General features: G+C 42.2%; 8 protein-coding genes. 1 reads left to right on the forward strand and 7 read right to left on the reverse strand.

Features of this window, described 5'->3' with window-relative positions; all coding sequences use genetic code 11:
- Positions 1 to 372 precede the first annotated feature (372 nt).
- Positions 373 to 1473, reverse strand: a complete 1101-nt coding sequence (locus ACIQYG_RS17565) for a GerAB/ArcD/ProY family transporter (protein ID WP_402840349.1) — start codon at positions 1471 to 1473, stop codon at positions 373 to 375.
- A gap of 787 nt (positions 1474 to 2260) precedes the next feature.
- Here ACIQYG_RS17565 and brnQ point away from each other — a divergent pair.
- Entirely contained in the window at positions 2261 to 3595 is a 1335-nt protein-coding gene (brnQ, locus tag ACIQYG_RS17570; RefSeq protein ID WP_402840351.1) for a branched-chain amino acid transport system II carrier protein, read from the forward strand.
- A gap of 240 nt (positions 3596 to 3835) precedes the next feature.
- Here the strand turns inward: brnQ and ACIQYG_RS17575 are convergent, their stop codons facing one another.
- From ACIQYG_RS17575 to ACIQYG_RS17600, 6 genes are all read right to left on the reverse strand, one after another.
- Positions 3836 to 4357: a DinB family protein gene (locus ACIQYG_RS17575; RefSeq protein WP_402840354.1), complete on the reverse strand. Its 522-nt coding sequence runs from the start codon at positions 4355 to 4357 to the stop codon at positions 3836 to 3838.
- 171 nt (positions 4358 to 4528) lie between these two features.
- Entirely contained in the window at positions 4529 to 4675 is a 147-nt protein-coding gene (locus ACIQYG_RS17580; RefSeq protein ID WP_402840357.1) for a YuzK family famiily protein, read from the reverse strand.
- A gap of 300 nt (positions 4676 to 4975) precedes the next feature.
- Positions 4976 to 5851 (reverse strand): L-serine ammonia-lyase, iron-sulfur-dependent, subunit alpha, encoded by an 876-nt coding sequence (gene sdaAA, locus ACIQYG_RS17585; RefSeq protein WP_053536547.1) that lies wholly within the window; start codon positions 5849 to 5851, stop codon positions 4976 to 4978.
- Positions 5852 to 5891: 40 nt separating this feature from the next.
- Positions 5892 to 6554 carry an L-serine ammonia-lyase, iron-sulfur-dependent subunit beta gene (gene sdaAB, locus ACIQYG_RS17590; protein ID WP_402840359.1) on the reverse strand — a complete coding sequence of 221 codons (663 nt, stop codon included), beginning with the start codon at positions 6552 to 6554 and terminating at the stop codon, positions 5892 to 5894.
- A gap of 573 nt (positions 6555 to 7127) precedes the next feature.
- Positions 7128 to 11459 carry an endonuclease gene (locus tag ACIQYG_RS17595; RefSeq protein WP_402840362.1) on the reverse strand — a complete coding sequence of 1444 codons (4332 nt, stop codon included), beginning with the start codon at positions 11457 to 11459 and terminating at the stop codon, positions 7128 to 7130.
- Between the two features lie 55 nt (positions 11460 to 11514).
- Entirely contained in the window at positions 11515 to 14325 is a 2811-nt protein-coding gene (locus ACIQYG_RS17600; RefSeq protein WP_402840365.1) for a bifunctional metallophosphatase/5'-nucleotidase, read from the reverse strand.
- Positions 14326 to 14978: the final 653 nt, after the last annotated feature.

Genomic DNA, 14978 nt, shown 5'->3' on the forward strand with positions numbered 1-14978 from the left:
CGCGTCGAGGGGAGACCCCACAGGCGCAAGGCGCCGAGGGCCGACCGCCCGCGGAAAGCGAGTGCCTGTAGTGGATATCGGCGTCTAACTTGTACACGTCCTAATAAAAATGTAGACAAAAGGGTTTTATCTAAAATTTCAAAACAATGTTGACTGGAACGAAAGGTGCGAGACTCCTGCGGGAAAAGCGCGTCGAGGGGAGACCCCACAGGCGCAAGGCGCCGAGGGCCGACCGCCCGCGGAAAGCGAGTGCCTGTAGTGGATATCGGCGTCTAACTTGTACAAGTCTTAATAAAGATGTAGACAAAGTAAAAAATGACACCTGAGTTTCTAATGGAATTTTACACTAGTTTCTTAACTGATAGACCCGCCTTAGTTACGTTGATCATTTTTCTGAACCTTGGCGATTATTAGTAATATCAATGGCAGCAGAAATCCGAATGTCATGGCATAAAACGGCCAGATTTCTGTAATGAATTTATTATAATGAACAGTATTCGGTGACATAATCAATGTAAAGGCAATCAAAAGGATACCAAACGGAAAAACCAGAGGACGATAATCTTGCATTTTTAACGTTTGTGCCAGACCTAAAACGGTCACATAAAAAAACAAACTAAATCTAATAAAAATTGTGATGAACCATATTATGGCCATTATTGCCTCCAGCCGCGTCAAGAAATCGGCGATATTTATTTTCTTAGCCAACATATAGATTGGATAATTTTGTCTTGCCGTTGACTCGGAACCAAGTACAAGGATGGCAAACATGGTTATAATGATCAATACACTTCCAGCCAACAATTGACCGACAAAAAGGCTTTTTCTTATTCTGTCTTTTTGACTTACGAACGGGAGGATCATTAGAACCGCAACCGGTTCAATAAACGGAAAAACAATAAATGGTATAGATCCCCTTATAACCGGTTTCAATCCTCCCTCCCATACGGGTTGCAGGTTTTGAAATTTAATCTCGGGAAGCAGAAGAATTATCAATGTTGATACAAGTAATACAACATAGGGGAAAAATATTTCCGCGCTGCGGGCCAAAGGTTCCAAACCAAGACGCGCGGCCATGAGGACGACACTCATAAAAAGAATCATGATCACTTGAATTGGAGTATCAGGCATAATTTGAGTTACCATAAAATCCCCAATTTCACTCAGGTAAGTCGCTGTGGTTATAAAAAAGTAGCTTATAAATAGAAGGGAAATTGCCATTCCCAACCACTTACCCAGAATTTTTTGGCTGTATTCCACTAACGTTAAATCAGGATAGCATTTCCTTAAGGCGTCATATATAAAAACAATCAATAACGGAGCTATTGCCACGCTTATAATGCCCGAAATCCAACCATCTTGTTCAGCTTCGGAAGCGACGACGGAGGGAATGACTAAAATAGAATCTCCAAGCGTATATAAAATCACTAATATCATCAGTTGACGGCTTCCGATTTTACCCTTCTCGAGCATTTTCATAAGTTCCTTTCACGACAAAACGGTAAGTTATATACAAACGGCAGAAATTCTTATCCATACCATTATTGACAGAAGAGGAATATACAATCCCTGTGATTTCAAGTTATTTTTTGCCATTGCAATCCGCACTCGGCATTTTGGAAAATCAGAAATAATGTGATTCACCAACCACAGTTAGTTTAACGTCCCCTCAAACGAAGTTTAACCATCATTTTACCTGTTTCTTTTTCCTTCAAAATATATGGATGCCGCAAGAATAATGATTGCAATTAATACAATGCCAGATAACCAAAATAAGTCCATATCCGTGAAATACCCAACCATATTAAATATAGGAAGCGCGAATATCAAAATTAGTAATAAAACATCCTTTTGCTTTGTTTCCGTTTTTCATAGAACAAACCCAGTATTTTTTCAAAAAATACTCCCATTCTAAAACACCGCCTTAATTTGTCCACTCTAAAATCCATTTAATTCAACCGTCTAAACCGTCACTCTTTATCGTGATCTCAAACTGGTTCGCGATGCAAAGCAGTTTTTTCCGCATCCTCATTTCCTTTACATTTCAAATTTCATTAGTATGAGCAGCTTATAGATGTTCAAAATAAGATAAGGGCGAATCACTGATCATCAAGGAAATAATAAAAAACAAAAAATATATTGAAATATCAATTTAATTTAGTTATAATACGATACGTTCTTAGTATTAGTGCTTATATAATTTTTAGAAAATTTAATAATTTTCTAAAATAGAAAATTTTGGTTTCTCGGAGGGTTTATTTTGTCTAATAAGGTACCATCTTCATTTATAGTAGTGATTGGGTTCATGTTATTTGCCCTTTTCTTCGGGGCAGGGAATTTAATTTTCCCGCCAATGCTTGGTCAATCGGCAGGTATGAATATCTGGTCAGCTAATGCAGGGTTTTTGGTCACAGGAGTAGGATTACCGTTACTTGGTGTGCTGGCACTCGGTTTTTCTGGAAAAGATGACTTACAATCATTAGCGAGCCGTGTCCATCCTGTCTTTGGTATTGTATTCACAACCGTTCTTTATTTAGCCATTGGTCCATTATTCGCAATGCCTAGAACAGGAAACGTTTCTTATGAGATCGGTGTAAAACCTTTTTTGCCTGAAGATCCAGGTCCATTGCCTTTACTTATTTTCACCATCATCTTTTTTACGGTTTCGTGCCTTCTTTCGCTCAATCCCGCGAAAATTGTCGAAATTGTGGGGAAAGTTTTAACACCCATCAAGTTAACGTTCATTGGAATCCTGGTTGTTGTCGCTTTCGTTAATCCAATTGGGGATTTCCAAGCACCTGCAGCACACTATATGGTTCAACCATTTTTCAATGGATTCAGAGAAGGATATTTAACCATGGATACTCTTGCATCTTTTGTTTTTGGCATCATCATCATTAATGCCATCAAAGAAAAAGGTGCCAAAACAAAAAAACAAATAATGATCGTTTGTGGAAAAGCGACTGCCATTGCGGCCGTCATCCTTGCTACCATTTATACAGCTCTCTCTTACATGGGGGCTTCAAGTGTCGAGGAACTTGGACGCTTGGATAATGGAGGCATTATCTTGGCGAAAGTCTCGGATTACTATTTTGGATCATATGGTGGGCTATTATTGGGATTGATGATCACAGTAGCTTGTATAACGACGAGCGTAGGACTCATTACATCTTGCTCGACGTACTTCCATAAGCTATTTCCAAATCTGCCTTACAAAACGATTGCCATAAGTTTATCCATATTCAGTGCAATCATTGCCAATATTGGACTAACCGAGTTAATTGCCATTTCTGTACCTGTAATGACAGCCATTTATCCATTAGCCATTGTATTGATCTTCCTAACATTTCTTCATTCTTTATTTAAAGGAAGACCTGAAGTTTATCAAGGCAGCTTACTTTTAACATTCATCGTCAGTTTATTCGATGGATTAAATGGAGCAGGTGTACACATTTCATTCATCAATGATTTCTTCACTACAATACTTCCTATGTACGAGGCGGGACTAGGGTGGGTCATCCCCGCTATTGTTGGAGGATTCATTGGGTATGCCAGCAGCATCTTAAAGTCTAAATTCGGTCATATCACCAATTAGATTAAATGATATAAACTCGGTCCAGGAATATTTCCTGGACTTTTTTCATTTTCTGTAGGTCGAATTATAAATATCAAAACTATCCAGTATCTCAACATACAAAAAGCTGCCATAAAGGCAGCTCCCAGACTGAAAGAAAAGCAAGTTTGTCTACAGGTTCTTTATTTATTAAACATTCCAGTGGATTTCAGAAATCCGCTCCCTATCCGCCGACTGCCTGCCAAGCCTCCTCACCGCTTCTCATTCATTACGTAATTTCTTCAGTAATTGAAAAATCTGACCTCGATGATGTGATTCATGTTCAATCAAATGGTAAACGACCCATTCAGGTGTGACGTCATATTGTTCAAGTACCCTCGGTTTACGCCAATCCGTTAGGTCCATTGTGCGAAAGTTCGAAAGAAATACCTCACGTACTTTATTGAGGCGGTAGAAATGTTCTTCTAATGTTTCTCCTTCAATGTGATTTAGGGAGCCATCTTCAGCTCGGCACCCTAATGGAAACAACGCGGATATTTCCGGATCCCATTCCGTAACAAGGACCTCTTCGTATAACCAATCTGCCTCTATCAGCGCTATGTGATATAACATCGAGCTAATCGTTTGCCTTTCATCGATTTTCGAATCGAGTATATTTTGGCTGATTCCAGTCAATTCCGATATAAGCGTACGGCGAACATCCTCCAAACACCATAGCCACCGCCCAATTTCCGCTTCATATCCCGGTAATGCAGATACAAGTAATGCTCTTCTCTCCAACAAGATCATCCTCCTCTTCATGAACGTACATTCTATTTAAAAGTGTTGTTTCCTTCTTTTTAATGGAAAATCTAATTAATAGCAAGCCTTTTAGGGCAGGACAAAAAGAGCAATCTTTTAGATTGCTCCTTTTGTCCTGATTTTCGCTTATGTTATCGATATTGTAAATCGAAATTAGCTCCCCAAAAAAAGATTGGCTCTCATCTCCTCTGATATACGCCTGCCCTGTAGATAATCCTGTTCCCGTTCTTGTTCAACCATCATGCGTTGCTCCAGTTGTTGAGCATATAGTGCATAGCCGATTCCATGAGCCTGAAACATCGCTTTTTCCATTGCCGACGTGTACGTTAATTCGAGAAAATTAATGAAGAATCAATCCTTCCCATAGTGAATTTCGTACTCATCTTATCATTGAAAGTGATAACTCACAAAGTTGCTACGGCTCCATATTCACTGATAATTCAGATTTTTCACCAACTGTTTCTATCTCCGTTTCCAAAAACGCCAAATCCCTCCATCTTCCTCTAATTTCCTTTTTTCATACATAAAAATTGTCTTATTTATTCTTAAGACAAATTAAAAATCCCATTAACAAAACCTGATGTTAATGGGACTGAATGTTTATTTATATGAACCGAAAATTTCCTTTGCCAATTTTCGCCCAGTAGGAGTCGCAGCCAGACCGCCTTCTGCCGTTTCACGAAGTGCTACTGGCATGGTCAAGCCTATTTTATACATGGCATCGATAACTTCGTCACATGGAATGCGGCTCGTAATGCCTGCAAGTGCCATATCAGCTGCCGTTATTGCGTTGGATGCACCCATTGCGTTCCGTTTCACGCAAGGAACTTCAACCAATCCAGCCACTGGGTCACAAACCAATCCAAGCATATTTTTCAAAGTGATCGCCATCGCTTCTGCAGCTTGGCTTGGTGTACCGCCGGCCAGTTCCACTATCGCAGCTGCGGCCATTCCACTTGCCGAGCCCACTTCTGCTTGGCAGCCACCAGCCGCTCCAGAAATGGAAGCATTGTTGGCAACCACGAATCCAAAAGCAGCGGAAGTGAAAAGAAATTCAATCATCTCTGCCCGGGTCGGGTTTAATTTTTCTTTCACGGCAAATAATGTACCGGGCACAACGCCAGCAGATCCTGCAGTCGGAGTGGCACAAATCATTCCCATGGCTGCATTCACTTCGTTCGTCGCAACCGCTTTACTGACGGCATCCAATAATAAATTACCTGCCAGTGCTTTGCCCGACTTGATATAATTTTGCAAAAGAACGGCATCTCCGCCCGTTAGGCCTGTCACGGATTGCACACCTTTCAGACCTCTTTCCACCGCTTGTTCCATCACTGTCAAATTCCTGTCCATCTTTTCGATGATCTGTTCTCTCGACAGGCCTGAGAACTCCATTTCTTGTAAAATCATGATTTCCGCGATTTTTACATTTTTACTTTCAGCAAGTTCAACCAACTCTGCTACATTTCGGAACATGTTTTTACCTCCATATCTATGCCAACACTTTTAATGATGATCATTCAACCATCCTTATGACTTGCGACACGTTTTCCAATCCTTCAATTTCCCTCATGACATCGCCCTGGATTTTCTGATCGACTTCAATCACCATGAGGGCCATTTGACCTTTTTCTTTCCGAGAAACTTCCATATGTCCAATGTTAATTTCATGATTCGCCAATACTGTCGAAACGGAAGATATGATTCCAAACACATCGTTATGGACGACTAAAATGGCTGGGTTTTCCCCTGACAATTTGAGCTTGAACGTATTCAGTTCCGTTATTTCTATCGTTCCGCCGCCAATCGAGATACCGACAAGTTCCAATTCCTTATCTTCATCGAACAGTCTGATCTTTACTGTATTAGGATGATCCGTCACCGTATCCTCGATTGTAAAGGAAACTTCCATACCGGCTTCTTCCGCGATCGTTAAAGAGGCAGGGATTCGTTCATCATCCGTATCGAAATCCAATATCCCGCCTACGACAGCAACATCCGTACCGTGTCCCCTGTATGTTTTTGCAAAAGAACCATATAAAGAAATAATGGCTTTCTTCGGTTGCTTTCCGAATAATGTCCTTGCTACTCTGCCAATTCTGGCAGCTCCTGCTGTATGTGAACTTGAAGGTCCAATCATGACGGGACCGATTATATCGAATGCAGATCTGTATTTCATCGTTTAATGCCCCTTTTCTGGCAATATATTTTTTAACCGTCTTTTAAGGGTGAATGAAGATAAAAAAGCGGCATAATCACTATATTAAGATATTTTTATCATTCCTGCAATGAAAACCCTTTCATTGCATATCCCATATTAACATATAATTACATAACATACCTACCATAATTTTTATTATTTAATTTAGGAGTAATGTTTGACTTTTCAGTATTTTAAGATAATTAACATTCGATCCATTAAATTTGCAGAAAAGCATGAAAAAAGCAGCCTGGTGGCCACTTTCAGTTTACAGACAAAATGGAGGTCGGAAAACGCCTCTTTCATCAAATAATGTTCCCAAACCAACACCTTTCAACTCCTCAGGTGTGGTTACTAACTAAATGCTATAACAAAGTTGATTGGAGAAGAGGGTGCGAGACTCCTGCGGGAAAAGCGGGTCCAGGGAGACCCCGCAGGCACAAGCCGAGAAGGCTCGCGGACCATACAAAACTGTAGACAAACTCGTTTTTCATCGAGTTTGTCTACAGTCTGAAAGCAGCCATCAGGCTGCTTTTCCCTTCGATCTCCGATTTAACTCGCCTTTTTTTCATCCATGGATTCAGCGGCATCCCAAATTTCGGATGCCCATTCAGGATGGTCGATGAATGGATTGCGATTATTTTGCCAGTCATGAATGACATCATTGCGATGGCTCTCGAAATCGTCGACTGGATCGAGATCATTCCATTTCAAAAGTGTCGATAGCTTTCCATGAAGCGGCTTCGGATACGTATTGACTGTATCGGATAATTCAAGATCCAACTCGCCGTTACCTTCATATCTGACGTCCATGTAAAATAGCATCCGTGCTATATCGCCTTTAACATGGTCTGGCGGCTCCCATGAATCTGAATCAAACTTACACTCACATCCACTATATGTTTGACCTCCCTCGTCGAAATCAAGGTGGCCCCTTTTGCCATTCACTGTCACATCAGCGGGACGAAGGTGATGAAGGTCTGTCCCGGGACCTTTGCTTGTCCCAAAATCACCGTGGGACTTTGCCCAGACATGTTCGCGGTTCCATTGTCCGGCATTGCCCCCATTCGCGTTCTCCGAGATGGATTTTCCAGAGTAAAGCAAGATGACATTCTGTTCGTTCACCGGATCTTCATCCGTTTCTTTAAGGGCATTCCACACTTGATCATAAGTTAACATCGTATGGCCCTTAATTATCGAGTGCAGAACCGCTTTCAATTCCGTTCCCGTTTTTCCTGCCGCCGTTTGGTAATAAGTTTCAAGCGGCTTATCATTCGATACGGTCAAGGTGAAACGGGCAACGGCTTCCGATTGCTGGTCCTCGGCCTTGACTGCGACAAGGTATGTTCCAGCTGCATTTGCAGGAAGGGTTAATGTCTGGCCGGTGACTGTACCGATAGTGGACGAAAAGGTCAGCTTATCTCCATCTGGATCCGAGAAGTGCTCACTCAAATCGATGTTGACCTTGGAACCGGCTTTCACTTCAAGATTTTCCAGTTTTTTCATTACGACGGGCGCATGATTCTCTTTAGGGTCGAAAGGGGAAGCAATCGCTTCCCCCTTGGAATTGACAAACTTGATATTCGATGTGTCGACACCTTCTGATACCGACCATTTCTGAACATTTTCAGCGCCCCTGATTTCTTTTACATTGGCGTTATCAATGATGACTTCCTTCACCGCCATGCCGCCAAAATCAATGATTGCACCATCCTTATCCGGTTTTATCGTCACAGCAGCATTCTTCAGCCCAAGGCCTTTGAGTACAGCATATGAACCTTTTAACCAGATACCTTCTTCGATGTTGGATGTTTCGTCAAGATCGATCAAAACACTAGGTGAAGCAATCGTAAGTTTTTTTGTTTTAACGTTTGTCAGATTATACGTTTTTTCTGGAGCAGGAGTTTCAACTCCACCTGATTCAGATAAAGAGGTTGAAATCAATACAGGGTCATGATCGCTAGCCCTTCCGTGAACTTCCATGAAGGATGAATTAATATGGACAATATCGACTTTTGTGGATGCGGCCATATTATTCGATACCAGGATATGGTCCAGTACTTGTGAATTTCCTTGATATGTGTATGAATAACGTTTTTCAAAAGGAACTTTCTCGATCATATTGGTTAAATCTTTGCCCTTTAATGTTTTAAGCGGGGCCGAAAATTCAAAATCATTAAAGTCTCCAAGCAAGACGATATTCGCTTTGGCATCCTGTGACTTGATATCACTGACAAACCGATTGACGATAGAGGCAATTTGAAGCCTTTGCGTTTCACTTGAAAGGACAGGAGGCTGGTTTTTGCCGAATAACGGCTGGTCACCGCCCTTGGAATTGAAATGATTGGCCACCACCACTACGCTTTCGCCTTTAAATTCGAATTGAGCGGCTAAAGGCTTCCTGCTTGAAGTGAAGGCGGGATCAGCAGGCTCTATTCGTCCAGGGTTCAAGGTAAGTTTTCCATCTTTGAAGGCCACGGACTGTGTTGCCGTCCCTTTTGTTCCTTCAGTCAATTTGACACGGTCGACATTATACAAAAAGCCTACACGGATATTCCCGCCGGGTGCACCTCCATCAAGTTTATCTTCTGGAGCGATATCGATGTATTGATATTGCGGTCCGCCCAGCTCTTTTATTTTGTCGGTTAACTTCTTGGCACTTTGAGCAGAATCCGTTGTCCCGCTATCCGTTGCCCCATCATTATCCTGCATTTCCGTTACGCCGATGATATCGGGTTGCTTAAGATTGGTAATGATGGATGTTGCGATCGTTTCAACTTTTGAATCAGCGGTTTGAGTGGAGAAATTCTCTATATTATAGGAAGCGATCGATAGCTTATCAGCATCCTTCTCTAAAGATGTCACTTCCCGATCCGTACCGCCATCCTTTAACGCGGGCAGCTGAGCTTTATCCGTCACTACCCTATAGTTGCTATATCCATAGCTGATTACACCCGTAACCGAGCCTTCAAAGAAATCACCCGTTTTCGCTGTAAATGATTCATCATTTATATCCAGGTTAATTCTTTCAGGGTTGAAATCCGTTTCCGTTATTTTGACGCCTCCAGCTGCAGTCGTCGTTTCCATATTCCCTGGAATCACGACTAATTCACCATAGTCTTGAGGTGCAACCACTTTCGGGTTATATACTTGCACGAGCATTCCTTCCAGACTCTCATAGAAATCAATGCCGTCTTCGCTTGGGTTAAAGTCTGTCAATCTATCATCATCGATGTTCTCAGACGGTGGAATGACATCTTTTCCGATGACGATCGGTTCTGGCATCACTGCAGTGCCAAGCTTTTCAATCGTCGTATTGGTTAATTCAGTTGTTGGCAGATCCGTCGTTTTCATTTCAGCGTATCCTTCGATATACCACTCCGCGACTTTACCTGCCACTTTGACATGATCTCCCGCTTTCAGGCCATGTGCTTTGTTGTACACAAGTATTCCCTCGGAAGTCGTTAAGTCCTTATCCGGGTTGGGATCTTGCATGTAAAAGTTATTCGCATCTTTTACATAAGTGACGACACCTTCCACACCTGAAACGAGTTGAGTTTCATAGGATGAAAAATGATTCATCCCCTGAATGTCACGAATCTTCACTTCAGTGGTTTTGTTAACGGTATAGGCAAATGTGAAAACTTCCGATGTCTTGTCGTTGACAGCGATTGCCTTGATGACCGTATCTTTCGTTAAAATGATAGGTTCTGTGTACACAGCACTTGAAGACGTCGGCGTGGATCCATCCAGCGTATAATGGATTTTCGCTTCTTCCCAACCGGATTCAAGTGATACCTTTGTATTTTCACTAACCGTACCAGGGAAAATATCCGTGTATACGGCTGGTTTGTTCACCAGTTCATAATCTTCAATACCACGCGGCTTCAGCTGAAACGTGTCATTGAACCTCGATCCTATTCCGGTTACGGAAATGACATCCCCTGCTTTAAAGCTCCTCACGAAATCTTCATAATTCGAACCGGTCCGGTTATCATGGCGAACGATGACGGATTTCCCTTCAGTATCTTCTGCCTTGAATTCGAATGTTCCGTATGTTCCCGATGCCGCCAATTCTGTAATGGTTGCCTTTTCAATGGTGACCAGCTCACCTTGTGTTTCCTCATTGACCCCAGAAGCATCAATTTTTTGGATTTCAGGAAGTCCATTTCCGGAAGAAACCACTTCAAGGGAAGTTGGTTGGATTTGCAATTCCTTATTATAAGCGGATACTTGTCCGATTAATGTAACCTTATCCCCTTGCTTTACTTCTGCAGGCCACGAAGAACCATAAACATATAGCCCAGCCGTTTCATCTTGGATATAAAAGCCTTTTCCTCCCCAATAACCAATCCCCGTGGTGACCACCCCATCGACCTGCACTATATCTTCGGTATTCATGCGCGCCTCGGCAATGGAGTCCAGAACCTTCACATCAGGCTGTTCAGGAGTCGTCCCCCCATCAGAGATGATCGTGTAATCCGTTGCGGATTTCAGGCCGGGCACTGAAAAGTACTTTTCCAGCTTCCCCGTAATCGTCACCTGCACTTTAAGTAATTCCGGATGTTCGACCAAATTCAAAGCCGTTCGAATATTTCCGGCTGGAAGCTGAACAGGCATGATTTTCTTAACATCCGTTTCATCCGGACTATCCGCAATTCCTATGTTCGTACTTTCAGTAAAAGGCGATGTTTGTTGATAGCTTGTACCGCTTTTAGCTGTACCGACGATATATCCCTTCACCGTCGCCGTTCCACTGTTATTATTAATCGCTTCCATTACCGATATTGTCCCTTCGGCTTTTGCAGCGGCTGCATTTGGCAGAACCGTTGACAGTACGATCAGTATGGCAAAGAAAAGCTTGCTTATCCCGTTCTTCTTCAAGACCTCAACCCCTCCAACTTTTTTTTCATAGGCCCAGCGATCATTTGAATACCGCTTAAAGAATGGTTTCGCCATTCACGGTGACACCGCTCAGGCTCACGGTCTTACCGTCAAATCCCGATAAATCCAAATTACCCTCTACCGTAACCTGTGAAAAAGTAAAATCATCCGGAGGAGTTCCCGTTAATGTAAGATTCCCTTTGACCACTGCATTTTCCAAAGAAGCAATATCCGTGATATCCACAACTACATTACCTTCATGTGTTTTTGGCGCATCAGCCGTTCCGCCAAAGTCTTTAGCCAATACAACAGTCGGGCCTGTATTGCTTCCGGCCACATCCTTGATGCGTCCTTCGATGCTTGGATCGACAGTTTTCAGCCCGCTTACATAATCCCGTAAATTCTCCCAATCAGCGAGTCCGATATCCGTCACTCTTCCTTCTTCATAAGCCTTCTTGAAAACGGTGAATCCATCTCCGCCCTTGGCTGTAAAAGCATTGGTCGCCACGACATATTCCTTCGCTGCATCCAATTCGGAATATATTCCATCTAGTCCAAGGACTTCAACCTTTGTCACACGATTGCCTGCTTCCTTCGAACTGTCGTAACTGAATTTCATTCCAGAAACATGCAGGAAGCCGCCATTTTCCTTAGGAGCGAGGCTTACACTATGCTCTAATGCTTCTTTGATTTCTGCACCCGTAAGCTTCATCGTCGCTAACGTGTTCCCAAACGGTAAAACGGTGAGGATTTCCCCTAAAGTGATCTCGCCTTGATCGATGCCAGCGCGGATGCCCCCGCCATTTTGGAATGCTATGACCGTATCCTTATTGAATTCCTTCGCTTTACTAAGTATTCCATCCGTAATTAAATTACCCAGTTCCGTTTCATTTTTGCGAACGCTCGGCTTCGTTGCATCTCCTGAATCACGCGGTGTTTCCAAGACCTTCACAGCAGTTGCCCCCGTCTTCGTTTCCTTCAGCTCCTTAATCTTAGAGGAGTATGTTTCAAGGACTTTTGCCGCTTCAGCATCATCCTGTTTTTCAGAAAGCTTAATCAGCTGACCTGCTTGTCCGACAATCTTGCCTTTCTTATCGAATTCCACATCGATCGTTCCTAAATAGTCGCTATATTGATACCCTTGAACGATGACAGTCGGCTCTTTCGTTTTCCCTTTATCATCTTTATCGACAACAATGGGTGCGTCTAACTGCGTATGGCTATGTCCGCCCACAATCACGTCGATGCCCTTGACCTTGGCAGCTAATGTTAAATCATTGTCATAGGCTGCATTGTCATCGTAACCGATATGGGATACGGCAACTATCTTATTGACACCCATGCCTTTGAATGCCTTGACCGCTTTTTCGGCTTCTTCAAGATAGTTTTCAAATTCTATACTTCCTGGACTTGAAATATCTTTCGTCTCTTCAGTTGTAAGCCCGAAGAACCCTACCTTTTGGCCATCCACTTGTTTTATGATGCCATTGTATATCTTCCCTTGCTCTGGCTTACTTGAAATCAAATCCGAGAATAGTCCCTTGAACTTATCATCTTTGGAGAAATCCACATTGGAACTGACAAACGGGAACTTTGCCCCTTTAATGAAGTCAGCCAAAGCTTGATGCCCTTCGGCGCTTGAACCCAAATCAAACTCATGATTCCCGAATGTCATTACGTCATATTTCATTAAGTTCATGAAGCGAAGATCCGCTTGCCCTTTGAATTCATTAAAATAGAGAGTTCCCGAGAATACATCACCTGCATCAACCAAAAGAGCTTGCGGCTTGCTCTTACGCACTTCTTTGACAGCCGTCACCCTTTTGGCCACATTGTCCAAGTGGGCATGCGTGTCATTCGTATGCATCAAGGAAAGCGTGATCGCCTTCGCAGGGTTTTTCAAAGCTTCTTCAGCAGCAGCGACTTTCTTATCCGCCAATGCCATTTTCGAAAGGAACTCCTTTCTGTCCGACTCCTTGAGTCCATTCAAATTAATGGCTGCTTTCGCCTTTTTAGCCGCGTTTATCTGTTCTTTCGTTTTAAGTTCCCCATTGGCAAGAGCTACATAGGCATTGACCCGCTTTGCCACTTCTTTTTTCTTTTCTGCATATACCGCATCATCATACTTACCTTTCACTTCTTTAACATAGGCGTGTATGGCTTTTCCGAGCTTGGATGTTTTGCTGACCTTTTTCAACTGCGAAGAAACGGTTTGCATCCGCTTGTCCGCGGTCTTTAAATCCCCCTTATTCACCCAGTAAGCAGCCTTTTCATAATAGTATGGAACTTTCAGGTCACCGTTCAAAGCTGTTTTGGTCGCTTTAGTGAATTTATCGTATAGGAGCTTTTCGATTTTCGCACCGTAAACCGTATCTTTAATATCTTTATCTGCCTTTTTCACGGCTTGGTCCAGTGCCTCGTATTGATTCCTGATATCAATTGATTTCTTGGCAAGTATTGAATTCGTAAGGTTGCCAATCGATTTGCCATGTGCAGCTTTTGCTTTCTCAGCCGCTTTATATCCTTTTACATAACCTTCTGAACGAGTGATATACTTATCATATGCTTCGATTTCTTTATATTTGGCATCTTTTTCTTTTTTGCTTAACATTGATTTTTTAATGGTAGAGTTGATGTCTTTTTTGGCTTGTTTTGCAGACTTGATTTGTTTTTCAACAGTGGACACTGAAGCGAGTTTAGAAGTGTAGAAATAGGTGTCGAATGGTTTTTTGATGGCGGCCTTGGCCGTTTTGATTTTACTATTCAGGCTAGTGGCAGCATCCGATGGTGCCGGCGCTACTGCTACGATCGTTGTCGCAGCCATTATGGTGGCTGATGCAATTTTTACGATTTTCTTTTTCCCCATTATCGTTAATCCCCCCATTAGTTCTATACTGGCATAACATTCTGCTAACTTATCGATAGAATTGGCGCACTTTTCCAGAAATTGAATTCCGACAAATTTACTTACCCATACACAAATCCACCCTACTTTTTTCCTCTAAAGATCCGTGTATCTCCTATATTACAACAAAATAATCCAATTTTAAAACAAATTTACAATACAACATCGAATATTAACAGAATATTATCATTATAATCACCCTAAAATACCTAGTAGAAGATAGATGATATATCAACAAAATGATTTAATGGTAAAATAGCATCAGTTTCATCCGGGAACCCCCTTGGTCTTTATACCTAAATTAACCAAAAACAAAAAAAGAGAGAATTAACTCCCTCTCAGACAGTAGACAAATTCGAAGAAAAGCGAGATTGCCTGAAGTTTTTTGAAAGAACGTTCCAGCTAATTTCAGAAACCCGCTCCCTTTCCGCCGACTGGCTGCCAAGACTCATCAAAGCAAGCGTCTGCGGGACCTCGGCTAACCAGTTATTCGGCAGGAGTGTCGCAAATTTCTTCAATCCAATGAGAGTTTCATAAAAACAATAAAAAAACATATTGAACTAGTTTGCTGCAGTTTTTTATTTAAAAGAACGTTCGCTGATTTCAGAAACCCG

It is taken from the genome of Peribacillus sp. NPDC096622, from assembly GCF_044762665.1.
GTDB lineage: Bacteria > Bacillota > Bacilli > Bacillales > DSM-1321 > Peribacillus > Peribacillus frigoritolerans_B.